The 23,295-nt window shown below is 52.2% G+C and carries 29 protein-coding genes; 1 reads left to right on the top strand and 28 read right to left on the bottom strand.

What is annotated here, in order from left to right:
• The 15 genes from trpE to mtrB all read right to left on the bottom strand — a co-directional run bounded on the left by trpE (position 1) and on the right by mtrB (position 12,130).
• The gene (gene trpE, locus LQ229_RS06095; protein WP_230191179.1) at positions 1-1,554 is read right to left on the bottom strand and encodes an anthranilate synthase component I; all 1,554 of its coding nucleotides are present in this window, start codon (positions 1,552-1,554) and stop codon (positions 1-3) included.
• A 354-nt stretch (positions 1,555-1,908) separates the two neighbouring features.
• Complete coding sequence (gene aroH, locus LQ229_RS06090) at positions 1,909-2,283, bottom strand: chorismate mutase (RefSeq protein ID WP_216539737.1); 375 nt, start codon at positions 2,281-2,283, stop codon at positions 1,909-1,911.
• 2 nt (positions 2,284-2,285) lie between these two features.
• Entirely contained in the window at positions 2,286-3,380 is a 1,095-nt protein-coding gene (gene aroB / locus LQ229_RS06085; RefSeq protein WP_216539736.1) for a 3-dehydroquinate synthase, read from the bottom strand.
• Between the two features lies 1 nt (position 3,381).
• Positions 3,382-4,551 carry a chorismate synthase gene (gene aroC / locus LQ229_RS06080; protein WP_230191178.1) on the bottom strand — a complete coding sequence of 390 codons (1,170 nt, stop codon included), beginning with the start codon at positions 4,549-4,551 and terminating at the stop codon, positions 3,382-3,384.
• 165 nt (positions 4,552-4,716) lie between these two features.
• A complete protein-coding gene (locus tag LQ229_RS06075; protein ID WP_216539734.1) occupies positions 4,717-4,881 on the bottom strand; it encodes a hypothetical protein in 165 nt (54 codons plus the stop codon).
• A gap of 87 nt (positions 4,882-4,968) precedes the next feature.
• Positions 4,969-5,745, bottom strand: coding sequence for a protein-glutamate O-methyltransferase CheR (locus LQ229_RS06070; RefSeq protein ID WP_216539796.1), 777 nt, complete (start codon positions 5,743-5,745; stop codon positions 4,969-4,971).
• An 18-nt stretch (positions 5,746-5,763) separates the two neighbouring features.
• The gene (gene ndk, locus LQ229_RS06065; protein ID WP_216539733.1) at positions 5,764-6,207 is read right to left on the bottom strand and encodes a nucleoside-diphosphate kinase; all 444 of its coding nucleotides are present in this window, start codon (positions 6,205-6,207) and stop codon (positions 5,764-5,766) included.
• Positions 6,208-6,246: 39 nt separating this feature from the next.
• Positions 6,247-7,221, bottom strand: coding sequence for a polyprenyl synthetase family protein (locus LQ229_RS06060; RefSeq protein ID WP_216539732.1), 975 nt, complete (start codon positions 7,219-7,221; stop codon positions 6,247-6,249).
• An 8-nt stretch (positions 7,222-7,229) separates the two neighbouring features.
• Positions 7,230-8,084, bottom strand: coding sequence for a menaquinone biosynthesis protein (locus LQ229_RS06055; RefSeq protein ID WP_216539731.1), 855 nt, complete (start codon positions 8,082-8,084; stop codon positions 7,230-7,232).
• On the bottom strand, positions 8,041-8,694 hold the full coding sequence (locus LQ229_RS06050) for a flavin prenyltransferase UbiX (protein WP_216539730.1): 654 nt from the start codon (positions 8,692-8,694) through the stop codon (positions 8,041-8,043). The genes LQ229_RS06055 and LQ229_RS06050 overlap by 44 nt, the downstream gene beginning before the upstream one ends.
• Positions 8,691-9,560 (bottom strand): UbiA-like polyprenyltransferase, encoded by an 870-nt coding sequence (locus LQ229_RS06045; RefSeq protein WP_216539729.1) that lies wholly within the window; start codon positions 9,558-9,560, stop codon positions 8,691-8,693. The genes LQ229_RS06050 and LQ229_RS06045 overlap by 4 nt, the downstream gene beginning before the upstream one ends.
• Positions 9,553-10,281 carry a demethylmenaquinone methyltransferase gene (locus tag LQ229_RS06040; protein ID WP_216539795.1) on the bottom strand — a complete coding sequence of 243 codons (729 nt, stop codon included), beginning with the start codon at positions 10,279-10,281 and terminating at the stop codon, positions 9,553-9,555. The genes LQ229_RS06045 and LQ229_RS06040 overlap by 8 nt, the downstream gene beginning before the upstream one ends.
• 9 nt (positions 10,282-10,290) lie before the next feature.
• Positions 10,291-11,157 (bottom strand): heptaprenyl diphosphate synthase component 1, encoded by an 867-nt coding sequence (locus tag LQ229_RS06035; protein WP_230191177.1) that lies wholly within the window; start codon positions 11,155-11,157, stop codon positions 10,291-10,293.
• Between the two features lie 117 nt (positions 11,158-11,274).
• Positions 11,275-11,817 carry a hypothetical protein gene (locus LQ229_RS06030; RefSeq protein ID WP_230191176.1) on the bottom strand — a complete coding sequence of 181 codons (543 nt, stop codon included), beginning with the start codon at positions 11,815-11,817 and terminating at the stop codon, positions 11,275-11,277.
• A gap of 91 nt (positions 11,818-11,908) precedes the next feature.
• Positions 11,909-12,130, bottom strand: coding sequence for a trp RNA-binding attenuation protein MtrB (mtrB, locus tag LQ229_RS06025; RefSeq protein ID WP_216539726.1), 222 nt, complete (start codon positions 12,128-12,130; stop codon positions 11,909-11,911).
• A gap of 92 nt (positions 12,131-12,222) precedes the next feature.
• Between mtrB and LQ229_RS06020 the strand changes: the two genes are divergently transcribed.
• On the top strand, positions 12,223-12,375 hold the full coding sequence (locus LQ229_RS06020; protein WP_216539725.1) for a hypothetical protein: 153 nt from the start codon (positions 12,223-12,225) through the stop codon (positions 12,373-12,375).
• Between the two features lie 74 nt (positions 12,376-12,449).
• Here the strand turns inward: LQ229_RS06020 and LQ229_RS06015 are convergent, their stop codons facing one another.
• The 13 genes from LQ229_RS06015 to fni form a co-directional block, all read right to left on the bottom strand.
• Positions 12,450-12,722, bottom strand: a complete 273-nt coding sequence (locus LQ229_RS06015; RefSeq protein ID WP_216539724.1) for an HU family DNA-binding protein — start codon at positions 12,720-12,722, stop codon at positions 12,450-12,452.
• A gap of 590 nt (positions 12,723-13,312) precedes the next feature.
• On the bottom strand, positions 13,313-14,791 hold the full coding sequence (gene spoIVA / locus LQ229_RS06010) for a stage IV sporulation protein A (protein ID WP_216539723.1): 1,479 nt from the start codon (positions 14,789-14,791) through the stop codon (positions 13,313-13,315).
• 407 nt (positions 14,792-15,198) lie between these two features.
• Positions 15,199-15,624, bottom strand: a complete 426-nt coding sequence (locus LQ229_RS06005; protein ID WP_230191175.1) for a disulfide oxidoreductase — start codon at positions 15,622-15,624, stop codon at positions 15,199-15,201.
• Positions 15,621-16,382: a DsbA family protein gene (locus LQ229_RS06000; protein WP_230191174.1), complete on the bottom strand. Its 762-nt coding sequence runs from the start codon at positions 16,380-16,382 to the stop codon at positions 15,621-15,623. Before LQ229_RS06000 ends, LQ229_RS06005 begins: the two co-directional genes overlap by 4 nt.
• 73 nt (positions 16,383-16,455) lie before the next feature.
• The gene (locus LQ229_RS05995; RefSeq protein WP_230191173.1) at positions 16,456-17,208 is read right to left on the bottom strand and encodes a DUF3939 domain-containing protein; all 753 of its coding nucleotides are present in this window, start codon (positions 17,206-17,208) and stop codon (positions 16,456-16,458) included.
• The gene (locus LQ229_RS05990; RefSeq protein WP_216539720.1) at positions 17,209-17,550 is read right to left on the bottom strand and encodes a 2Fe-2S iron-sulfur cluster-binding protein; all 342 of its coding nucleotides are present in this window, start codon (positions 17,548-17,550) and stop codon (positions 17,209-17,211) included. It lies immediately after the preceding gene.
• A gap of 22 nt (positions 17,551-17,572) precedes the next feature.
• A complete protein-coding gene (locus tag LQ229_RS05985) occupies positions 17,573-17,866 on the bottom strand; it encodes a 2Fe-2S iron-sulfur cluster-binding protein (protein ID WP_216539793.1) in 294 nt (97 codons plus the stop codon).
• A gap of 165 nt (positions 17,867-18,031) precedes the next feature.
• Positions 18,032-18,307: a stage VI sporulation protein F gene (locus LQ229_RS05980; RefSeq protein ID WP_216539719.1), complete on the bottom strand. Its 276-nt coding sequence runs from the start codon at positions 18,305-18,307 to the stop codon at positions 18,032-18,034.
• Positions 18,308-18,417: 110 nt separating this feature from the next.
• The gene (locus LQ229_RS05975; RefSeq protein ID WP_216539718.1) at positions 18,418-19,455 is read right to left on the bottom strand and encodes an NAD(P)H-dependent glycerol-3-phosphate dehydrogenase; all 1,038 of its coding nucleotides are present in this window, start codon (positions 19,453-19,455) and stop codon (positions 18,418-18,420) included.
• Entirely contained in the window at positions 19,448-20,065 is a 618-nt protein-coding gene (plsY, locus tag LQ229_RS05970) for a glycerol-3-phosphate 1-O-acyltransferase PlsY (protein ID WP_216539717.1), read from the bottom strand. Before plsY ends, LQ229_RS05975 begins: the two co-directional genes overlap by 8 nt.
• Positions 20,066-20,079: 14 nt before the next feature.
• Positions 20,080-21,405: a ribosome biogenesis GTPase Der gene (gene der, locus LQ229_RS05965; RefSeq protein ID WP_216539716.1), complete on the bottom strand. Its 1,326-nt coding sequence runs from the start codon at positions 21,403-21,405 to the stop codon at positions 20,080-20,082.
• A 111-nt stretch (positions 21,406-21,516) separates the two neighbouring features.
• Complete coding sequence (locus LQ229_RS05960; protein ID WP_230191172.1) at positions 21,517-22,161, bottom strand: hypothetical protein; 645 nt, start codon at positions 22,159-22,161, stop codon at positions 21,517-21,519.
• Between the two features lie 24 nt (positions 22,162-22,185).
• Positions 22,186-23,235: a type 2 isopentenyl-diphosphate Delta-isomerase gene (gene fni / locus LQ229_RS05955; protein ID WP_216539714.1), complete on the bottom strand. Its 1,050-nt coding sequence runs from the start codon at positions 23,233-23,235 to the stop codon at positions 22,186-22,188.
• Positions 23,236-23,295 lie beyond the last annotated feature (60 nt).

Here is a 23,295-nt window from a genome sequence, read left to right as displayed (position 1 = left end):
CTATGCTTTTACGAAATAATCCAAGTTCGTGAACCGCTTCTCGTCCTCGGGAAGCTTCGTCACGAATATTTCTTCCGCCATCCGAATCGCTTTCAGCATCGCTTTCGCCTTATTCTGCGTCTCCAAATATTCGCTCTCCGGAATCGAATCCCATACGATCCCCGCTCCCGCCTGGACGTACGCTTTCCCTTGCTTGAAAATGATCGTCCGGATCGTAATGCAAGTATCCATATTTCCGCCGAATCCGAGGTATCCGATCGCGCCTCCGTACGCTCCGCGCGCTTCCTTCTCCAATTCCGCAATAATTTCCATTGCTCTTAACTTCGGCGCGCCGGATAACGTTCCCGCAGGCAAGCAGGAGATGAACGCATCGAAAAAGTCTTTGTCATGCCTAAGTTTGCCGGAAATATTCGAAACGATATGCATCACGTGCGAATACCGTTCGATCTCCATGTACGCGTCGCAGCGCACCGTACCGAATTCGGCCACGCGCCCGATATCGTTTCGCCCCAGATCGACAAGCATGACATGCTCGGCGCGCTCTTTCTCGTCGGCGAGCAATTCCCGCTCGAGCGCCTCATCCTCTTCCGTCGACTTCCCTCGCGGTCTCGTGCCGGCGATCGGCTTCGTTTCCACCCGTTCCCCATCCACCTTCACCAACGCTTCCGGCGACGTTCCGACAATGATCTCGTCGTCCATCTTCAAATAATACATATACGGCGACGGATTCATCGTTCGCAATACGCGGTATACATGGAGCGGCGAAACGTCTGTCGCGATATGGAACCGCTGCGATAAGACGACTTGAAAGATGTCCCCGGCGCGAATATACTCCTTGGCCCGCTCGACATTGCTCAGGAACCGTTCCTTCGTCACATTGGAATGCACTTCCCCGAGATCGACGTCTTCCGGGATCGGTTTGCCGCTCATCACGGCATACGAGATCGGCTGCTTCAACTTTTCGACGGCGGCATCGATCTTGCGCGACGTCGTTTCGTACGCTTGTCTAATTTGCTCGTCGGTCGCCTTGTCCGGGATATGCACGTTGGCGATCACTTGAATTTGCTGCTTCATATGATCAAACACAATCACTTGGTCGCAAAACATAAATTGAATGTCGTTCATCTGCATATCGTCGAGCTCATGGGCGGGCAGCTGTTCGTAATACTGAAGCAGATCGTAACCGAAAAATCCGATCGCTCCGCCCGTAAACGGCGGCAGTTCCGCAAGCGAAGGGCTGCGGAAGGAGCGCAAATACGACTTCAACGTTTCGATCGGCTTCCCTTCCATCTTGCGGACGCCGTCTTTCGTCTCGATCTCCATCATGCCCATCTTGCCCTTGATCATCAAGAACGGATCGGTCCCGATAAAGGAGTAGCGAGCCCATTTCACGCCACCCTCGACACTTTCCAGTAAAAATGCCCGCCGGTCTTGGTAAAAGTGTTGAAAGATGCGAATCGGCGTTTCCGTATCCGCCATTAACGTCCGTACCAGCGGAATCAAGTTGTACTCTTGCGCAAGCCGAATCACTTTATCCACATCAGGGGTCGCCATGAACATCACTCCTCGTTTCGCTTGATCGAGTTGGCCGATAAAAAAACCTCTACCGAAGTAGAGGTTGTTTCGAAATGGTTATAGTCCGGCGAAGACAAGAAACAAGGCACTTTATAGTCCATGCCTGCAACAAACTGCGGCAAGAAATATAAAGACCGCTCCCGGCCTTCTCGATATATTGCTGTATAAGCACCGCTCTCATACTGCTCTGCTCAGGCTCATCTCTACGGACTAACTACTCTTCTCAACTAAGCTCAACTCTCGTTACAACCACTATACACGATAAGGGTAGGTACGTCAACGATCGTTTTGCGAAGAGGGTTCCCATTAGAGCCTGTATGGCATGCATAGGCGTCACTTCGAGCTTTCCGCCAAATCCGGTCGCAGCGCTTTCGCCTCGTTCAAATAAACGTGGCGGATTTCATCCTGCCTCTTGTCCGTATTCACTTGCACCATCAATCGGATGCAGCGCTGCAAGCTGCCTTTCACCGGAATTTCAACGGAGCACATTAAAGGCACCAGCTCCCAGCCCGCCATTTGCCGAATCGCTCGGGCCGGAAAGGTCGCGTCCAAATCGGTCGTCATCGTCACCCATACGCTGCATATGTCTTCCGGTTTGAAATCGTTCTCCCGCACGATTTCATTCAGCAGAACGATCGTTTCCGCCAAAATTTCATGTTCTTCATTTTGCTTGACCGTCGTCGCTCCGCGGATTCCTCTAACGTACATGCCTAAGCTTCCTCCTTCAATTCAGCCACAATTTGCCGCACCAGTTCGGTTGATACGTCTTGCTTGATTTCCACCTTGCCGATGGCGACCGGCACGATAAAGACCGTACGGCCTTCCTTGAATTTTTTGTCATGCATCATGGCATTCATGATGTCATCGACGTTCATCTGTTGCGGCACCCGGATCGGCAAACCGAATTTCCGCAAAATCCGCTTCGTCTCGGTATAGATCGATTCGTCGTAACCGAGCCGGACGGCCAGCTTCGCGGCTCCGACCATCCCGATGGAGATCGCTTCCCCGTGCAGCAGCGTATCATAGTTCGCCACCGCTTCCAGCGCATGCCCGATCGTATGTCCCAAATTCAGGATAGCGCGCAAGCCGTTCTCCTTCTCGTCCTGGGAAACGACGATCGATTTCACTTTGCAGCCTTGATACAATCCGTAGCTCAACGTTTCGGCTTCCAAGCCGATCAGCCGTTCCGCGTTCTCGTCGCACCATGCGACGAATTCGGCGTCCCAAATCAACCCGTGCTTAATCATTTCCGCCAAGCCCGATTTCACGTCGCGTTCCGGCAGCGATCGCAGCGTCGCCGTATCGTACAATACCATTTCCGGCTGGTGGAACGCGCCGATAATGTTCTTGGCGAGACGATGATTGACGCCGACTTTGCCGCCGACGCTGCTGTCATGCGCCAATATGGTCGTCGGAATTTGCACGAATTTCACGCCCCGCATATAAGAGGCCGCTGCAAAACCCGCCAAATCTCCGACCACGCCACCGCCCAACGCGACTACGGTGGAATGGCGGTCCAGTCCCGCATCGAGCGCAATCGTCACGATCTCTTCCAAAACGGCGAGCGACTTCGACTTCTCCCCCGCCTCGACGATCGCGTGTACGACCGAATACCCTCCGGCTTGCAAATTGGACTCCACGCTCTCCAAATAAAGAGGCGCAATATGTTCATCCGTTACGATTAATATCGGACTTTTCTTCGTAATTTCATGCTTGACGAACATGGAGGAGACGTCGCCAAGCAGCCCTTCGCCGATATAGATCGGGTAGGAACGGTCGGGAAGTTCGACCCGCAGTTCGCGCATCTTAATACTGCTCCAGTTGCTTCAAGTAATTATTATAATTCGCGCGGATTTCCTCCATCGAATCCCCGCCGAATTTTTCCAAAAACGCTTTGGCCACTTCCCATGCCACCACATGCTCCATGACGACGCTTGCGGCGGGAACGGCGCAGCTGTCGGAACGTTCCACTTGCGCGGTGAACGGTTCTTTCGTATCGATATCTACGCTGCGCAGCGGCTTGTATAACGTCGGAATCGGCTTCATTACGCCGCGCACGACGATCGGCATTCCGTTCGTCATCCCGCCTTCAAATCCGCCAAGCCGATTCGTAGCGCGGTAATAGCCGCGTTCCGCCGAATACAGGATTTCATCGTGAACTTGCGAGCCGCGCATCGTTCCGGCTTCAAAGCCGATGCCGATTTCGCATCCTTTGAAGGCGTTGATCGACATAACCGCTTGCGCAATTCGCCCGTCCAGCTTGCGGTCGTACTGCACATGGCTCCCGAGTCCGACCGGCACGCCCTCGACGATGCATTCGACGATGCCGCCGATGGAATCGCCTTCGGCCTTAATCTGGTCGATATACGCTTCCATCTTCTTCTCGGTCTCCGGATCGACGACGCGGACCGACGATTCCTCCGTGCGTTGGATCAATTCATCGATCGGCAAGTCATGCGGCGGCGCTTCGATTTCGCCGATGCGAATAACTTGCCCGGCCACTTTGATGCCGAATGCCGCCAACAGCTGCCGCGCCACCGCGCCGCATGCGACGCGCGCCGCCGTTTCGCGCGCGCTGGAACGTTCAAGCACGTTGCGCAAATCTTTCAAATTGTATTTCAAACCGCCGTTTAAATCGGCATGGCCCGGGCGCGGACGGTTCACGCGGCGTTTCGCCTCGTCTCCGCCTTCGATCGGCTCGATATTCATAATTTGCATCCAATGCTTCCAGTCGTTGTTAGCGACGACAAGCGCCACCGGCGCTCCCGTCGTTTTGCCGTGGCGAACCCCGCCGACGATATTCGCCGTATCTTTTTCGATTTGCATCCGGCGCCCCCGTCCGTACCCTTTCTGGCGACGGTGCAATTGAAAGTTCAATTGTTCGAAATCCAGCTCCAAATTGCTCGGAAGACCTTCAATAATGGCAGTTAATTGCGGACCGTGAGTTTCACCCGCTGTTAAATAACGTAAAGTCACGCTGCGTTCCCCCTTTAAACTTTTTAAGCTGTAAACGACTAAAACCCGATTCTTGTCTTTGCTCATTATAGTATACGTTCAAACGGTTTGACAACCGCTGACTAGGCGCAAAACGCAAAAAAGCGCCGCACGGCTCTTGCAAGCCGAACAGCGCATTCATCTCGATTAACCGTTTGCTGAGTGCTTCTTGATTACGATCGGCACTTCCGCATATTGCGGGTCGTTGACCAATCCTTTAATTTGTGCGGATTCAATGCCCAAAATTTGCGCACACTCTTGTATGGAAATAAACCCACGGCGATATGCGGCAATGACTTTCCGCTTGTCCATTCCATTGACCTCCACTTAGTCTGACTGTTAGTTTTAGTATTGGAAGGAAAGGGAAGCAATATACATCGGCCGCGCATACCGGCGCATTTATTTTTTACGGTAAAAAAACGTTTCCAACGGTTCGAGCTCGTATTGTCCCGGCGAAAATATTTGTTCCGTACTGCCGACAAACAGTACGCCGCCGCTTTTTAACGATTTTGCGAATTTATGATATAATTTCGATTTGGCTTCTTCCGTAAAATATATCATAACGTTGCGGCAAATAATTAAATCGTAATGATTATCGAACGAGTCCAACAGCAAGTTTTGTTTGCGGAATTGAATCGCCGCTTTCAATTCGTCGACAATGCGGTATAATAATTGCTCCTGCTTAAAATAACGCTTGATGTATGCGGGCGGAACGTCTTTGAGCGAGCGCTCCATATAAACCGCTTGCTTCGCCCGACCCAATGCGCCGTCGTCGATATCGGTTGCATGAATTTGCGATTGCCGCAGCAAATTCATTTCCGACAAAATCATGGCGAGCGAATAAGGTTCTTCCCCTGTCGAGCAAGCCGCGCTCCAGCATTTCAAGCGCGGGCTTCTCCGCGCGAGCTCCGGCAAAATCGCTTGCCGCAGCGTCTCCCATCGATTCGGATTGCGCCAAAACTCGGAGACGTTGATCGTCATCCGATCGAGAAATTCGTAGAACAGGCTTTCATTCTCCATCATAGCTTTGAAAAACGAAGCGAAGGTTTGATAACCGTTTTTCATACGGAGCGTCGTCAGCCGGCGCTTCATCTGAGCTTCTTTGTACTGCGCCAGATCGATCCCCGTCTTCCCCTTCACTTGTTCGATAAATTGCGAATAATCCCTATCTTCCAGTGGAATCACGCTCCGGCATTAAATCCAAGGTTGGATCTCTTTGTTATATGTAATCAACTCATGAGGCTCGAAGAAATTGGCGATTTCGCGCGCCGCGCTTTCGGGAGAATCCGATCCGTGAATCAGGTTGAAGTTCGTATGAACCGCAAAATCGCCGCGGATCGTTCCGGGCTGGGCTTCGAGCGAATTCGTTTTGCCGATCATCGTCCGGGACAGCGCGATCACTTGGTCCGCTTCCCATACCATCGCAAATACCGGGCCCGAAGTAATGAAGCTGACCAATTCCTCGAAGAACGGTTTCCCTTGATGCTCGGCGTAATGCCTGACGGCTTGTTCGCGCGAGACGACGATCATTTTGGCCGCGGCCAGCTTAAACCCTTTTTTCTCGAAACGACCTACAATTTCACCGATCAATCCGCGTTGTACTCCGTCCGGTTTGACCATCAAAAACGTTCTTTCCATAACTGTCACTCCTCAAAGTTTTGTGAATTTCACAGAAAGTTAATAAGATCGTTTTGCTACAAAGTGCGCGATTTCCGTAAGATTTTTCTTCGCTTTGATGTCAGGGAGCCCTTCGAGCGCATGAAGCGATTTGGCAATGTAGCGGTTCGCCAATCGGTCCGCAATGTCGATACCGTTGCTGCTGCGGATCATGTCGAGCGCCGCCGCTACGCCCGCAGCGCCGTCGCTCTCATGGATGATTGCAATTTGATCCAGCAGCGGCCCGCGCAATTCGGGCTGCTGGAGCGCGAGCAGTACGGGCAGCGTGATATTGCCTTGCTTCATATCGCTGCCGGGCGGTTTGCCAAGCTGCTTCTCCGTTCCGCATATATCGAGCAAATCGTCGCGAATCTGAAAGGCCATGCCTACATTATAACCGAATCGATACAGTTTGTTGCTGACTTCGGCGGGCGCGTCCGACGCGATCGCGCCGAGTTGGCAGCTCACCGCGATCAGCAATGCCGTTTTGCGGCGGATGCGGAGCAAATAGTTGCGGATCGTTTGCTCTGTGTTGAAAAAATCGCGGATTTGCTCCATTTCGCCGATGGACATTTGGACGATCGCCTTGGATAATATTTGGTGAACCAACGGGTTCTGCAGCTGCGTCGCGATGATGAGCGCTTTCGCGAATATATAGTCGCCCGTATACATCGCGATTCTGTTGTCCCATTTCGATTTTACCGTAGGCTTGCCTCTGCGCGTTTCCGCGTTATCGATCACGTCGTCGTGAACGAGCGAAGCGCTATGAATCAATTCGAGCGGAACGGCGACATGCTGCAATTTGTGCAAGTCATAGGTCCCGAATTTGCCGGCCAGCAGAACAAAAACGGGACGAAGCCGCTTTCCCCCCGCTTTTAATAAATGCAATGACGTTTCGCTGAGCAGTTCGTGATCGCTGAGCACGCTTTTCTCCAACTGCTTTTCCATGAATTGAACGTCGTTTTTCAAGGCTGAGTAAATATCCAATAGTTTCATTATTTCACCTATACGACCGAATTCTCTGACCAAATGCGAATTTCTACATCTTTATCGATTAAACCGAGTTCCTTGGCATACCGGAAATACAATTTTAACCCATCTTGCTGTTTTTGTCCAAAATCGTGGCATAATCCGTTAAAATACCTGCGCCAATAATCGGCCGTGCCGCCGATGTTGGCGCAGGCGGCGCGAACGAGCGGCTCGGGATCGCGAATGCTGCGCTGCTTGCTCTCTTCGAACGCGTCCACGATTTGCCGGATTTGCTTCGGATGGCGGGCTGCCGCATCGCTGGATACGGTCCAGACGGCAAATGTCATCCAATGGCCCGTCCAGCGGCGCCAACATTCGCCCAAATCGAGAATTTCATACTCCGTGTTCGTCCACGAGGAGCGAATGGCATGGTCTCCGATGAGGAGCGCGGCGTCTGCGTCCTTCATCATATCTTCCAACACCGGTTCGGCGTCGAAGTAAGTCGGGCGGCCTCCGTAGAAGCGGTCGATAATAATTTTCAATAAATTGACCGATGTGGCCGATGTCGTCGTTAATGCGATCCGGCCGTTTACGACCTGCTCGAGCGGTTTTTTCATAAACAATAAAATCGATTTGACAGGTCCGAAAGCGCTGACGGATAGATCCGGGAACAGCATGTAACGTTCATAAGAAGCGCCGTAAGCGAAAGACGAAATCGGTCCCATATCAATCGTACCATTCAACATGGCGCGGTTCAACTGGGTTGGAAACTGTTGAATCATTTCCACATCGATTTGCAAAGCTTGCGGCGTAAAATAAAAATACATCGGCCATACGTTGGCGTAATTAATTTCCCCTATGCGAATCGGGTCTCTCAGATTCGTGTTCATCCGAATTCCCCCATCTAGTGTACAATTGATGTTCCATATCGACTTGGTCAAGCACTTTCCCGACCAGGAACGAGACGATATCGTCGAGCGATTCGGGCCGGTAATAGAAGGCCGGCATCGCGGGCACGATGCGCACTCCCATGCGGGAAAGCTTCAGCATATTCTCAAGGTGGATCGCATGCAGCGGCGTTTCGCGCGGCACGATGACGAGCGGCCTGCCTTCCTTCATCATGACGTCCGCGGCCCGCGCCATTAAATTATCCGAAGCGCCGTGCGCAATGGAGGACAGCGTCCCCATCGAACAAGGCATAATAAACATGCCGCTCACCCGGAAAGATCCGCTCGCGATGCTGGCGCCGATGTCCCGGATCGGATGATATTCGAGCGATCCGGAGTGCGATCCGAACCGGCGCTCAAGTTCGGCCTGGCGCTGCGTCGCGTCCCAGCCCAGCTCCTCCTTCAGCACTCTCCAGCCTGCTTCGGTTACGATAAGATGGACAGAGCAGCCGGACGCAAGAAGCGTCTCCGTCAATTTCACGCCGTACACCGCGCCGCTCGCTCCCGTAATTCCTACAATCCACCTTCCGTTCCGGCTTGCTTGCGCCTTCATTTCAACACCACCAGGTCAATGAGCGTAAACGCGAAAACGACAATGCTTAGCACGCCGTTCATCGTAAAGAACGCCGTTTGCAATTTGCTCAGGTCATGCGGTTTGACAATATGATGCTCGTAATACAAGATCGCGTTGGCGATAATCGTGCCGGCCAAATACCACCAGCTTAAATCGGTAAATATCATTAACGAAATAAAGCCCAATGCCGTAATGATATGAAACGCTTTGGCAATATGCAGCGCTTTGGCGATGCCGAACCGAACGGGAATCGAATGCAACCCTTCTTCGCGGTCGAACTCGTAGTCCTGGCATGCGTAGATGATGTCGAAGCCGGCCGTCCAAAAGGCGCAAGCGACATAAAAAATGAGCGCCCTCCAATCCGCTTGATTGGTAACGGCCACCCAGCCTCCCAGCGGCGCTAGCGCAATCGTCATGCCGAGCACAATATGGCACAGCCATGTAAATCGTTTCGTGTAGGAATAAAAGACGAGAAGGAACACGGCAATCGGCAACAGTTTCAACGCTAACGGGGCCAGTTCCGCGGCAGCCCAGAACAATAATGCAAAAGATACGATAACGAATATGATGACTTCTTTCGATTGGAGCAACCCCGCGGGGATGGCGCGCATGGCCGTGCGCGGATTTTTCTTGTCGATGACCCTGTCGATCAACCGATTCAGTCCCATCGCGGCGCTGCGCGCCCCGATCATCGCGAGCAACACCCAGCCGATTTGGCCCCATGACGGGAGATGGTCGTTGACGACGACCGATCCGAGTACCGCCCCCATAAACGCAAAGGGCAGCGCGAATAACGTATGTTCGATTTTAATCATTTCTAGAAAAATTCGAATTTTCCTAATCATGTCCATGCTCCTTGATTCCGATATGAAGAGCGGCGATGCCGCTCATCAACGGATAAGCTTGTACGTCGCCAAGCCCGACCTCACGGAATATGCGCGCAAGTTCCTTATGGTCCGGGAAAGCGGCAAGCGAATCGGGCAGCCACTTATACTGCTCGTATCGTTTGGCGATCAGCTTTCCAAGTATCGGTAAAATCCGTTGAAAATAAAAATAATAAATGCTTTTAAACGGCTGCCAGGTCGGCTTCGACAACTCGAGGCAAACGACCATGCCGCCGGGTTTAACAACGCGCCTCATTTCTTTCAGCACTTGAACGAGGTCCGGAACGTTGCGCAGGCCGAAGCCGATCGTCGCGTAATCGAAGCGGTCATCTTCGAAAGGCAATTGCATCGCATTTCCTTGAACGAGCGATATTTGCTTGTTCAATTCCAGGCGGTCGACTTTCGCCTGGCCGACGTCGAGCATGTTTTTGCTGAAATCGAGCCCCACGACTTCGCCGCTTCCGCTCGCCTGCGCCAATGCGATTGTCCAATCGCATGTGCCGCAGCATAAGTCGATCGCCGTGTCGCCGGGACCGACGTTCATTTTGTTCATCGTGAACTTGCGCCACGACTTATGCCTTCGAAAACTCAGTATATCGTTCATCACGTCATATTTGGTTGCAATGCTTTCAAACACCGAATGGACGAATTGTTCCTTCGTGCCGGAAGATTTCGTTTCCAATCCGTTCACCTAACCTTCCCTGAGCGCTGGCGCCGAATGCCGGACAAGCCGCACAAACGGCTCCCCGATCAGCATCAGTTCGTTCAACAGTTTCTCGGAGTCAAGCTCGCGCAACACCGTTTGAATGTGCTCGACCGTCTGGCTCAGCTTGTCCACTAATTTATTGCGGATATCGTATTTCAGCAGCATCGCCCGTAAAGCGGCTGCGTCCAATCCGTTCGCTCGCAGCGATTTCAGTTCTTCGTCCGTGCCTTGATGCCAAATATGCCAGTACGCCCACGATCCGGCGAACGTGTCCACTTGCTCGTTTTTGCCGAGCTCGCCTTGGAGCACCTCGCAATGGGTAAACGCTCGCAGCAATTCGGACCACGGCTTGGCGTCCTTGTCGTCGAACAGCTTGGAGAAGGCAACGAACAGTTGCATTTTCAACTGCACTAATTGTTGCAAATATTCTTCAGCGGTCACGATGCATTGTTTCATTTTGACGTATAAATTCACTTTCAAACGGTTGACTTCGCAGATTGCGCCGCTTAGCGTGCGGATCGTATCGATTTGCCCCGCTTGGGACAGCAAGTGATAAAACCGGCTGCTGTAATAATCCCCCGCAAGCACTTTGAACTGGCGGGAGCGCATCTCGCGCTCGGCTTGCTGGATATTGGCGGGCTCGATTAAATCATGCGTATCCAGCCCCATCTGCACGAGCGAAGTGACAAGCGCAAACAATTCGCTGTTCGCGGATGAAACCGGGCTTTTATTCAAAAAAGCAAACAAGAGCCGCACGCGCGAATCGGGAAACTCCGGCAGCTTGGTATGCTTCTGAATCAGATCGTATTCTACGTATTTGCGGGCAATTTCTGGGATTCGATATCGTTTCATACAGGCCTCCGAACCTACGGCTAGTTCTAACTTGACGATTTCAGTCAGCAATCTAAATAATTATATCACAAGATGCTTACATGCGCACTTGATCTGACCATGCAAAATTGAAGTTTTTCAATCGGACGAGAACTGGCGTTGCCAATGCGAAGTGTATGTAAAATGCAGCTTTTGCGTTACGACGCCGGACTCTCCGCGAAAATGGCGGAGCGCTTCAAGCACGTCCGAATCGATTTCGCTTCGGCGTGCGTCCACCGCGAGCAGCAAACGTTTCGCCTTCGTACGCTCGTCGGCAATGACGAAACGAAGCAGCAGCTGCTTAACGTTCGAAGTTTGCGTAAAGCTGAAGCGGATCATTTCCGCCATATTTTCATAGATGACGTCGGGATTGACGCCCGCGCTGGCATATTTCAAATCTACGGCTAGAATGGAGTCGTCCCATTCGACTTTGCTGATCGGCAAAGTTAGCGGCAACTGCGTCATCGTATCCACCAGATTGTTCTGATCCAAATGCGTTTCGGGCATATTCGTGAACACGGGGACGTTCTGCCTGCCGTAGGCCAACCGCGATTCGAGGCGCGGAAGGGCGGCAACCGCCAGAACGATGGCGACAGATACGATAAAAACGAGCGCGAACCGCGCGACGCTGCGCTGTTGCATTGGCAAAGCCTCCTCAGAAACGTACGGACTTTTCGATTTATACGCTACTATATCATTGTACAACGTAAAAAAGCAGGCTATGCCTGCAATTTTACGCGTCCGTTTCGATCGTCCCGTATTTGGTCATAACGACCGCATTGCCGCGGATTTTAATGGCCGACGTATGGTCGGTAAATTGGCAGATCAGAACTTCGCCCTTATCCAGTTTCTCGGTATGATGAAACCGCGTATCATGTCCTCTGGTCAGTCCGATCACATGCACTCCTTGCTCCTTCGCCTTCACGACGATGTAATCCGCATTCGCCATTTCCATGATCCCACCCCCTGCACGTTGTTTTATTTTTACGATCAGGCAATACTAACGGGGAACGTAATTTGAAATAACTTCTTGAAAGGAGTTCAAGCATGCGTCCCGCACAATTAGAGGATAACCAAATTACGCGATTAAAGCAATGGGAAGAAGAGCTGCGGCAATCTTCCGGCGAACATATCGTATTGATCGCATATACCGATATCGGCGCCCCGGAGCCCGAGCAACGCCGGCGTTCGGAAAGGTAGAACGCGCCTTTAGAAAAGAAAAGGCCGTGAACAAGCTTCACGGTCTTTTTTCAGGTCAAAATATGTAGAATCGCTTATTTAATTCCGTCTTTAAGAGCTTTACCAGGTTTGAAAGCTGGAATTTTGCTAGCTGGAATTTCGATCTCTTCGCCCGTTTGCGGGTTGCGGCCTTTGCGCGCGGAACGCTCGCGAACTTCGAAGTTTCCGAAACCGACCAGTTGAACTTTATCTCCGTTCTGCAACGCCGCGGAAATCGCTTCGAAGACGGCGTCAACCGCTTTCGTGGCGTCCTTCTTGGATAATTCGGTCGATTCAGCCACTTGTGCAATCAATTCGGATTTGTTCATGCTATTCACCTCCCCAAAGGAATATGCTCCATTATCATACTTTCTTTACCGTTTCGCGAAAAAATATACATTCATCTGCGAAAATTCCTGTATTGGCGTGATCCCATGCGTTGCATCGCAGGGCTAGGAACAAACTTATAGTAATACACTGCGTTTATAATTTCAAGTGCTTATGCCAAAAAGAGTGAAAAAAGCTATCCGGAAAGACCGTTAGGAAGGGGATTTTGGCGTCGTTTATGCTCCACTAGTCGGCAATCGGCCACTGGAGAATGTCCAATGATTTTAGGAATATATGGTAAAATAACGAGGCTCAGTTGGAAATGATCCAATGAATCCAAGGCATTTTTCGTTATTAGCCGAATTTGGAACGATTTGATTGGACAAATTCCAATGAAGCGACATGCAATAGAGTCTGAACCGATGATTGGTTGGATAAATTCCAATAAGTGTCAAAAATAAGGTGCTACCGGACGCGATCGGGAGCTGCTGTTGCGAACAACCGGAAACAACCGTTCGCAAATGTACAGCATCTGCAATAAAAAAAAGAAGCACGATTCATGCGCTTCTTTTTCCGTAATATGATATGGGCCTTACAAAATGATGGCGATGAGCCCGCCCGATCCTTCGTTGATGATTCGTCCCAGCGTCTCCTGCAATTTGTAGCGTGCATTGTCCGGCATCATGGCGATTTTGCCTTGAATGCCTTCTCTGACGATGGAATGCAGCGATCGTCCGAATATGTCGGATTCCCATATTTTGATCGGATCGTTCTCGAAATCTTGCATTAAGTAGCGGACCAGTTCCTCGCTTTGTTTTTCCGTTCCGATAATCGGAGCGAATTCCGATTCGACATCGACGCGAATCATATGAATCGACGGCGCGGTCGCTTTCAAGCGGACGCCGAATCGGGAGCCTTGACGGATCAATTCCGGCTCGTCAAGCGCCATTTCGGCAAGCGTCGGAGCCGCGATGCCGTAGCCCGTCGTCTTGACCATCTCGAGCGATTCCGCAAAACGGTCGTATTCGCGCTTCGCGTGGCTGAATTCCTGCATCAACTGCAGCAAATGGTCTTTGCCGCGAATTTCCACGCCGACGACTTCCATCAAAATTTTATCGTATAGTTCATCCGGCGCATACAGGTCGATCTCAGCCACGCCCTGCCCCATATTCATGCCGCTTAGCCCGGCCCGGTCGATAAAGTCGTACTCCATGAATTGGGAAACGACGCGATCGACATCGCGCAGGCGGCGAATATCTTTCACCGTATCGCGCACGGAATTTTCGTAATTGCTGCGCAGCCAGTGGGATTCGTTCAGCACCATGACCCAGCTCGGCAAATTCACGTTGACTTCATGAACCGGGAATTCGTACAATACTTCGCGGAGAACGCCCATGACATCGTCCTCGCCCATATTCGCCACGCTCATCGACATGACCGGAATATCGTACTTTTCCGCCAACTCGCTTCGCAATTGCAGCGTTTCTTCGCTGCGCGGCTTGGTCGAGTTAATAATGAGTACGAACGGTTTGCCGACTTCTTTCAACTCGGCGATGACCCGTTCTTCCGATTCGATATAGGAGCTGCGCGGAATTTCCGCGATCGATCCGTCCGTCGTCACGACAACGCCGAGCGTCGAATGTTCCTGAATGACTTTGCGGGTTCCGATTTCCGCCGCTTCCTGAAACGGGATCGGTTCTTCAAACCAAGGCGTCGAAATCATCCGCGGGCCGTTCTCGTCCTCGTATCCTTTTGCGCCTTCCACGGCATAGCCTACGCAATCTACGAGACGGACGTTGACTTCCAGCCCTTCCGCCACTTTAATTTGAACGGCGTTGTTCGGAACGAATTTCGGTTCGGTCGTCATAATCGTCTTGCCGGCCGCGCTTTGCGGCAGTTCGTCGACAGCCCGCAAACGGTCGGCATCGTTCGTGATGTTAGGCAAAACAACCGTTTCCATGAAACGTTTAATGAAGGTTGATTTCCCCGTGCGGACCGCACCAACGACCCCGAGGTAAATATCCCCGCCGGTACGCTCAGCAATGTCCTTAAAAATGTCCACTTTTTCCAATGATATCCCCTCCTAAATTTTTTCTGATCCATTGCCCATCAGAAAAGGTTCGCAACAATTGCAGCGTATGAGCTGTTGCCGTTGTCGCCAGTGTTCGCCGCCACGAGCGATTTCCTTTTGCGCGCCAAAGCGACGTGACTCGTACATACATTTGGACTAGTAACAGCATATGTTCCATATGCGCAAATATGACGTCCTTGTGCAAAAAACTTCTCATAAATAGAAATGCGTTAGACGAATATGTATTAAGCTTGCGCTGCGCCGTTCACTAGGCCTCCAAATATGTTATATGAACCTCTAGGAGAGGATATGCCCAATTTATGCAATTATACCGGAATGAACATCATAGAAAAAAGATCGCCCTCCTCCTGAACGAACAGGCGGGAAAGCGATCTTCGATCGAGCGGCTACTCGGAATCGCCCGCTTTGCGGACTATAATGAGGAGCGCGGTAATGAGAATAAAGGCGATCAGCGCCAATAACGGAATCGTGATGAATCCGAACCAATTCAAATAATCGAAAATGCACGGTATGCCTACGGTGCACGGCGTGAACTCCGCCAAAGCCGGGACGTTCAATTCCAGGACGTGCCACAGCGAGATGCAGCCTCCGATGACGCTGAACGGAAGCGCGTACTTGACGATCGACCGGTTGTTCTCGTATGCCGCGATGCCTAATAGGATCACAAGCGGATACATCATAATGCGCTGCAGCCAACAGAGCTTGCATGGCTCGAATCGGGCAATTTCGCTGAAATACAAGCTGCCCGCCGTTGCGATGATCGCGACGAAACATGCAGCGTACAACCCGTAATCGCTTATCCGGCGTCTCATTTCTCCAATTCCTCTTCAATAGCTTTGGCGATGTTCTCGTACGTCGGCGTCTCGATCCGTTTCCCGTTGACGAGAATGGTCGGCGTAACCGTCACTTCAGCTTCGCGGACCAACTGCAAATCTTTCTCGATTTCGGCGTTGTACGTTCCTTTGTCCGCATCTTCTTCCAATTTTGCCAAATCGATGCCTTCAATTTCAGCGGCCAATCCCATAATTTTCTCTTTGGTCGCCCAAACTTCGCTCTCGCTTCCTTGATTTTCGAACACAAGCTTGTAATAATCCCAGAACGCTTCGCGGTTTTGTTGGAAGATCGACTCTCCGACCAAAGCGGCATAACGAGAATCGTCCTCTGGCAGCTTGAAATTTTGGCTCATAAACGGAAAATTGACAAAATGAAAGCTTACTTTGTCCGTATCGATATAATTTTGTTTCAGTTCCGGAAATACTTGCATGCTCCAGTTGCGGCATGCGGGGCATTTGTAATCGGCGAATTCGACGACGGACACTTTCGCGTCCGCATTGCCAAGCGTCGGCTGGCCTTCGGTCGAAATATCGTAAACGGTATTGGCGCCGCTCCCCGGCCGGTCATCCACCGGAGCCGTTTTCGTTAGCAAATAGATAAGTCCCGCAACCGCGACGACGGCGATAATAATAAAAATAATGAACGATTTGCCGGATTCGGGCTTTTTATTGGCTTTATACGTATTGTTATGCTGAGGCTGCTTTTTTTTCTTTTTTTTCTGCGGCAAACGAATCACCTCTCCATGAAAAATAGTAGATAAACGCTATTTCCGTGCGGCTTGTCTTATAGTGAACTCTTTGAACAACCTATTATAGTTTGGCAGGTCTCGGTTCTCCGTCGACCCAAAAGTAAGGGACCGATTTGACGGGGACGAAGTAGGAGGCTTCCGTTAGCAGCGTCCGCAAGTCGAACGTCGGATCGGTCGGATGCTGCCCCGACTTCTCGATGGCTTGCATAATGTCCGGCGCGTAATCGACATATACGTTGCCGCTTACGCCAAGCATGAACCGGACGGCTTCTCCGGAGAACACGCTGTTCAGCGCCCGTTTCGACAGCCCGATCTTGTCCAGATCGAGCCAATAATAACCGGGATACGCCTCCTCTCCTCGCGGCAAATCCCCTTTATTGTCCGCGGCATATTTATCCACGGCCTTCTGCAAATCGTTAACCAATTGCGCTGTGACCAAATCCATAATTCTGACGGTAGGATTGGTTTCCTCGTCGATAATAATAAAGTAGCCGTGCCCCCCTTTTTCGAACGCGGCCGACGGGATGGCGCTTAAATATTGCTTGCCGACGAGATCTTCGAAGTTAATGCGAAATTTTTCGTATTTCGGCGTTTCTTGCGTGCTGTTGAAGATGGGCAGCAAGCCCTCGTTCTTCAGGTATTCGTCTACCGCATTTTGAACGAGCAGCACGCTGTCGCGGTACGAAGCCTTATTCTCGCCGCGCAGTTCGTCCGGATACAAGCACCCCGTCGCAGCGACCGCAAGCGCAGCGAATAGCGCCGTAAGCCGCAGCAAACGGGTATGTACTCGCAGCCGTTGTACTAATGCATTCACTTACAAGTCATCCTCCTCTTTCTGTCTTGCCAATTGTTTGCGCACGGCCTCCTTTAACGGGTCTTCCGGCACGGTGACGGCAACGTTGCCGGTCACGCAGGCCTGGCATGCCAGCCGATAGCCTTGTTCGATCAAACGGCCCAATTTCAGCGATTCCTGCTTCAACGGAGGCGTCAATCCTTCGCCGCTGCCTACCCGAACTTTGCACATCAAGCAGGAAGCGTTGCCGCCGCATCGGGTGCGAACATTCACCCGGGCCCTTCTCGCCGCAGCGAGCAATGTCGTTCCGGGCCGCACTTGCACCGTCTTGCGGTCGGGCAAAAACGTAACTTGGATGGGCATGCTTCTCTTTCCTTCCGTCAAACTAGAAATAAGGCTTGTTGACCGCTACGATGCGACCCGGTCGTTTAATGACCGCTTGACAGCCAAGCCGGTATCCTTCCTCCAATTCTTCCGGCTCCAGCCGCCTCCATTCGGCATCCGAAGGTTCTTCCAGGCAGTCCGCGCCCTCTTCGATGTAGCACCGGCATCGCGCGCATGTCCCGCGCGTGCATGAAAATCCCCAGTCGACTTTATGCTTTAACGCAAGCTCGAGAATGGAGTACCCCGTCTCGCTATCGACGGTTTTGGAGACGGTTCTTCCTTTAAGTTCTATCATGTCTGTCACGATTCATCCTCCGCTATCATAGTTCGTCATTTTGTTGAAATAAACTAAGCTATATTATACCATTGCCCCAAAAAGAACAAAAGACGGACATTGCTTGCGCGCTGTCCGTCTATTATTTGCGAAGAGAGAGTTCATAAAAATGTTAGATTTGAATGATTATCTTTTCGAAATCATTTTCATTAACGATTCGATGCTGGAAGCATTTCCGCCGCCTTTTTTGACCGCCTGAATAATATCGTTGATGGTCGCTTCCGAAACCGGAACGTTCGCGACGGCAGACACTTGCTTGATCAATTGGCGCAGCTGCGTTTCGCTTTGCAATGTGCTCGGTTTGACGGTGCTGGCCAATTTTTTGATCGCATTTTCCGAAATCGGCTTGCCGGTTTTTTTGCTTACCGCATTCAATACGTCTTTCGCATTGTTTTTGCTCATTCTTCCCCTCCTAACAATGTGCTTCTTTATCATATGAAAGGAGAAGAAGCTTGGTGCAGGCCTCCCGCATAGGCCAATATTGGAAAGCGTCAAGCGGTCAAGCGAAGGCGCTACAGCAATTTGAAGTTCGTTTCGTTTACGACCTCTTCGATTTCATGCCGCTTGACACGGCCCATTAAATCTTCCACCGCCGCTTTCGGCTCTTTATTCTCGAACAGCACGTGGTACAGCTGATCCGTGATCGGCATTTGCACGTCGTATTGGCGCGCCAATGCGTAAGCCGCTTCCGTCGTGCGGATGCCTTCGACGACCATCCCCATCCGATCCAACACTTCCTGCAGCGGCTTTCCTTGCGCCAGCAGCGATCCCGCCCGCCAATTGCGGCTATGGCGGCTCGTGCAAGTCACGACCAAATCGCCTACTCCCGCCAGCCCGGCAAACGTCAACGTGCTGGCTCCCATAGCCGTGCCCAGGCGGGCAATCTCGGCGAGACCGCGCGTGAGCAGCGCCGCCTTCGCGTTATCGCCGTACCCCAAGCCGTCGGATAGGCCGACTCCGATCGCAATAATGTTCTTGAGAGCTCCGGACAATTCCGCGCCAAGCGCGTCCGGATTCGTATAAACGCGGAAATAAGCGTTCATGAACAAATCCTGGGCGATCTCGGCATGTTTCAGTTGTTGCGAAGCGACGACAACCGTTGTCGGGCAGCAGCGGACGACTTCCTCCGCGTGGCTCGGCCCGGACAGGACGACGATATCCGATTCGTCGCAGCCCAATTCCTCGGCGATGACGGTCGACATCCGCTTCATCGTACCGACTTCGAATCCTTTCGTCGCATGAATGCATATCATATCTTCCCGGAAGAAGGGCCGAATCCCGCGGGCAACTTCGCGCATCGCCGACGAAGGGGCCACGATGACGACGGCGACGGCATCGTCCATCGCTTCCCGCAAATCGGTCGTAGCCCGGATCCGCCGCGGCAAATCCACGCCCGGCATATACTTTTCATTCTGATGCGTATCGTTGATTTGCCGTACTTGCTCCTCGTTCCGCGACCAGAGAGCCACATCGATCTCATTGTCGGCAAGTACTTTCGCCAGCGCCGTCCCCCAACTTCCTGCGACGAGCACAGCCACTTTTTTAGACAACTCGACGTTCCCCTTTCTGCTTGGATCCGATTTTGTTTTCTTTGCCTTGCACAATTTTTACAATATTCGAACGATGTCTTACAAAAGCGAATAAACAGAGCAGCAAACTGGCCCAGAACACTTCCCAAGGTCTGCCGAGCAATACGATAAAAATCGGTAATAGTCCGGTAAAAAGCAGCGAACCGAGCGAAACGTATCTTGTAAACACAATCGAAAGAATCGCAATAATGCCGGCAAAAAGAGCCGGCAAAAAGCTTAAGGTCGCCATGACGCCAATCGTCGTCGCGATCCCTTTGCCGCCTTTGAAACGGAAGTAGATCGGCCAATTATGGCCTACGATAGCCGCAATGCCGCACAACACAGGGATCCAGCCGTTATCCGCGCCAAGCCATTTGCCGAGCCAGACCGCTCCCATCCCTTTCAGCACGTCCAACGCCAGAACTCCGATCGCCGGGCCTTTGCCGAGCACGCGCAGCGTGTTGGTCGCGCCCGCATTGCCGCTTCCGTGCTGCCGAATGTCGATGCCTTTCATCCATTTCGCAATAACAACGCTAAAACTGACCGAACCGAGCAAATAACTGATTACAATAGCGATAATCGGTAAAACCACAGTTTTCCCCCTCTTTACGAATTATCATCCGATTTGCGCCGTGTCAACAATCGAATCGGCGTTCCTTCAAAATCGAACGCGGCTCGAATTTTATTATCCAAATAGCGTTCATACGAAAAATGCATCAATTCCGGATCGTTCACGAAAATGACAATGGTCGGCGGCTTCACCGCAACTTGTGTGACATAATTAATGCGCAATCTTCGTCCCTTGTCGGTCGGCGGGGGATTCATGGCCACCGCGTCGGATACGACGTCGTTAAGCAGATGCGTTTGCACGCGCAGCGCATGCTGCTGCGACACATGCTGAACGACAGGCAGCAGCTTATGAAGCCGCTGTTTCGTTTTGGCGGATAGGAAGACGATCGGACTGTAAGTCATGAACAGAAAATGATCGCGTATTTTCTGCGTAAATTGATGCATCGTCTTATCGTCCTTCTCGACCGCATCCCATTTATTGACCACGAAGATGGACGCCTTACCCGCTTCATGGGCATATCCGGCAATATGCTTATCCTGTTCGATAATCCCTTCTTCGCCGTTAATGACGACCAATACAACGTCCGCTCGTTCAATCGCTTTCAAAGAGCGCATGACGCTGTATTTTTCGGTCGTTTCGTACACTTTGCCCCGTTTGCGCATCCCGGCCGTATCGATCAGCACATAACGCTGACCGTCCTGCTCGAACGGCGTATCGACCGCGTCGCGCGTCGTTCCCGCAACATCGCTGACGATGACGCGTTCTTCGCCCAGAATGGCGTTAACCAGCGAAGATTTGCCCACATTCGGGCGCCCGATCAACGCCACTCTAATGACGTCTTCGTCATATTCTTCTTCCGTCTGCTCGGGCAGCCGTTTCGCGGCCTCGTCGAGCAAATCGCCGATGCCGGTTCCATGCGCGCCCGATAAGGCGATCGGATCGCCGAATCCTAAGGAATAAAACTCGTATATATCCTCCATCCGATTCAGATTGTCAACCTTATTGACCGCAACGATAATCGGTTTGCCCGAGCGGTAGAGCAATTCGGCCACTTCTTCGTCGGCATTCGTTACGCCCGCCTTCGCATCGCACATAAAGACGATGACGTCCGCTTCCTCGATGGCCAATTCGGCCTGCGCGCGGATCGATTTCAGCATGGCGTCTTCGCCGTCGATTTCGATGCCGCCGGTATCGATGATGCTGAAAGGCTTGCCGTTCCATTCTCCGCTGCCGTATATGCGGTCGCGCGTAATTCCGGGTTTATCTTCAACTATTGCCAGCCGGTCGCCGATAATACGGTTAAAAATCGTCGATTTTCCTACGTTCGGCCTGCCGACGATAGCAATAACGGGTCTTGCCATAGTCATCCTCCTAAAATGTCTTTGGGTCAAATAATACAATAAGTTTGAAAACTTATCGTTTCGCATTTCTCAATCATAGCAAAAAACGGCGCTCTTTGCTAACCGTTTGCGTTATTTATTTTTGCGTCGAAACAAGGCGGAACGAGCCATTCTCCAGCCTTCCAGCACCTTCTCCGCCGTCCATGCCGGCACCCTGACCGCCAGCAACGTCAACCACCACGTATCGTGCCAGCCCGGCGTTCCGATTTGTATCGCATGCAGGCCGCCGTTTAGCGCTTGCAGCAGCAGATCTCCGCCCAGAAGCCCGATCGAGACGGTCGCCACTTGCTCCTCGAAAGTATGTACGGCCATGAAGATGCACAATCCGATGACGATGACGGGATCCCATTCGGGGGAAACCCAGATCAGCACCGGATCAAGCGCATGCAAATGGCTGAAAAGCCCGTACAGCATCGCGATCAAAATAGCGACGAGGGAAACGTAGACGCGCCGATACGCGCTGCGCATACGCATATACATAACGGGAATCGCCGCCGCAATAAGCGCAGCTCCCAAATTAACGGATACGCCGGCCCCCGGACGAATCGTAAAGAAATGAAGAAACAGCCATCCGGCCATAAACAGCAAGATCGCTTTCTCGGAAAAAGCGTTTCCGGCCACAAGCCGGTTCCATCCGCTCGCCGTCAAAATGGCAGCAATCAATAAGAGCAACAGCGAAATAATGCCCGGATTCAATCCTATCACCTCTGCTGCCACTATTATTTGTCTTTTGACGGCAATTTAATCTGTTCTGCATCCGTACCCGCGAATGTCGATATTCCGGGCGGCGCACCATTCGGCCGTCGCTCCGCCGATCACGAGCGGAACGCGCGCCAATCCCGCCACATCCGGAGCGCCGAGCGCCGTCATCAATAACGACAAATGATCGTTCATTTCGCGAATGCGTCCGATCAGCGCGCCAACCCCTTCCTGGCGCAACGTCCGCAAGAACGCTCCCGCCACGCCGACGGCCGCCGCTCCGACGGCCAACGCTTTGCACGCATCCATCGGCTCCGCGATGCCGCCCGATGCGATAATCTGTTCGGGACGATAGACGGATTGCACTTCGAGCAAAGCGCAACTGGTCGTCAGCCCCCAATCGTTCAACCAATCGAGAGGCGCCGTGCGGCGCATATTCTCGATCGCCGCAAAATTCGTTCCCCCCGCGCCCCCGACATCGATCAGTTTCACGCCCGCTTCACGCAAACGGCGCGCAACGTCCCTCGTCAATCCGAATCCGACTTCCTTGACGATGACCGGCACCGGCACCGTTTCGGCGATTCGCCCGATCCGCTCCGCCATCCCTCTGAAATCCCGGTCTCCCTCCGGCATAATCAGCTCTTGCATCGGATTCAGATGAATTTGCAGCGCGTTCGCCTCCAGCATTTCCACAGCCGCAAGCGCTTGCTCCGGAGTCGCCTCGCCGCCCAAATTGGCAAGCACGATGCCGTCCGGATTCGTCTTCCGCACAACCGTGTAGCTCGAACGCACCTCGGGATGCTTCAAAGCCGCCATTTGCGAGCCGACCGCCATCGCGATTCCGGTTTCCTTGGCCGCCTCGGCAAACCCCCGGTTGATCGCCTCCGTCTCTTCCGCTCCGCCGGTCATCGCATTAATAATAATCGGCGAACTCAATACGAGCTCGCCGATCGATGTCGATAATGTGACGGAGGAGAGGGATTGTTCCGGCAAAGCGTTGTGCACGAAACGAATATCAGATAAACCGTTATTTCCGCTCTGGCCAAGCTGCAACGCATGGCGTACATGCTCCATTTTGCGTGAAACGCGCATGTGTACCTCCTAATCGCCCGCGCGAAGCGATCCGGGTCGGTTCGCTTCGCACTATTTCGC

Origin of the sequence: Paenibacillus sp. CECT 9249, assembly GCF_918697855.1 — a bacterium.
Lineage (GTDB): Bacteria > Bacillota > Bacilli > Paenibacillales > Paenibacillaceae > MSJ-34.
This window is presented reverse-complemented; position numbering and strand designations above follow the sequence as displayed.

Coding starts and splice junctions, on each gene's coding strand:
- trpE (WP_230191179.1), bottom strand. CDS start 1,554: ATGGCGACCCCTGATGTGGATAAAGTGATTCGGCTTGCGCAAGAGTAC.
- aroH (WP_216539737.1), bottom strand. CDS start 2,283: ATGTACGTTAGAGGAATCCGCGGAGCGACGACGGTCAAGCAAAATGAA.
- aroB (WP_216539736.1), bottom strand. CDS start 3,380: ATGCGCGAACTGCGGGTCGAACTTCCCGACCGTTCCTACCCGATCTAT.
- LQ229_RS06075 (WP_216539734.1), bottom strand. CDS start 4,881: ATGGACAAGCGGAAAGTCATTGCCGCATATCGCCGTGGGTTTATTTCC.
- ndk (WP_216539733.1), bottom strand. CDS start 6,207: ATGGAAAGAACGTTTTTGATGGTCAAACCGGACGGAGTACAACGCGGA.
- LQ229_RS06060 (WP_216539732.1), bottom strand. CDS start 7,221: ATGAAACTATTGGATATTTACTCAGCCTTGAAAAACGACGTTCAATTC.
- LQ229_RS06055 (WP_216539731.1), bottom strand. CDS start 8,084: ATGAACACGAATCTGAGAGACCCGATTCGCATAGGGGAAATTAATTAC.
- LQ229_RS06050 (WP_216539730.1), bottom strand. CDS start 8,694: ATGAAGGCGCAAGCAAGCCGGAACGGAAGGTGGATTGTAGGAATTACG.
- LQ229_RS06045 (WP_216539729.1), bottom strand. CDS start 9,560: ATGATTAGGAAAATTCGAATTTTTCTAGAAATGATTAAAATCGAACAT.
- LQ229_RS06035 (WP_230191177.1), bottom strand. CDS start 11,157: ATGAAACGATATCGAATCCCAGAAATTGCCCGCAAATACGTAGAATAC.
- LQ229_RS06030 (WP_230191176.1), bottom strand. CDS start 11,817: ATGCAACAGCGCAGCGTCGCGCGGTTCGCGCTCGTTTTTATCGTATCT.
- mtrB (WP_216539726.1), bottom strand. CDS start 12,130: ATGGAAATGGCGAATGCGGATTACATCGTCGTGAAGGCGAAGGAGCAA.
- LQ229_RS06020 (WP_216539725.1), top strand. CDS start 12,223: ATGCGTCCCGCACAATTAGAGGATAACCAAATTACGCGATTAAAGCAA.
- LQ229_RS06015 (WP_216539724.1), bottom strand. CDS start 12,722: ATGAACAAATCCGAATTGATTGCACAAGTGGCTGAATCGACCGAATTA.
- LQ229_RS06005 (WP_230191175.1), bottom strand. CDS start 15,624: ATGAGACGCCGGATAAGCGATTACGGGTTGTACGCTGCATGTTTCGTC.
- LQ229_RS05990 (WP_216539720.1), bottom strand. CDS start 17,550: ATGCCCATCCAAGTTACGTTTTTGCCCGACCGCAAGACGGTGCAAGTG.
- LQ229_RS05985 (WP_216539793.1), bottom strand. CDS start 17,866: ATGATAGAACTTAAAGGAAGAACCGTCTCCAAAACCGTCGATAGCGAG.
- LQ229_RS05980 (WP_216539719.1), bottom strand. CDS start 18,307: ATGAGCAAAAACAATGCGAAAGACGTATTGAATGCGGTAAGCAAAAAA.
- der (WP_216539716.1), bottom strand. CDS start 21,405: ATGGCAAGACCCGTTATTGCTATCGTCGGCAGGCCGAACGTAGGAAAA.
- fni (WP_216539714.1), bottom strand. CDS start 23,235: ATGCGCGTTTCACGCAAAATGGAGCATGTACGCCATGCGTTGCAGCTT.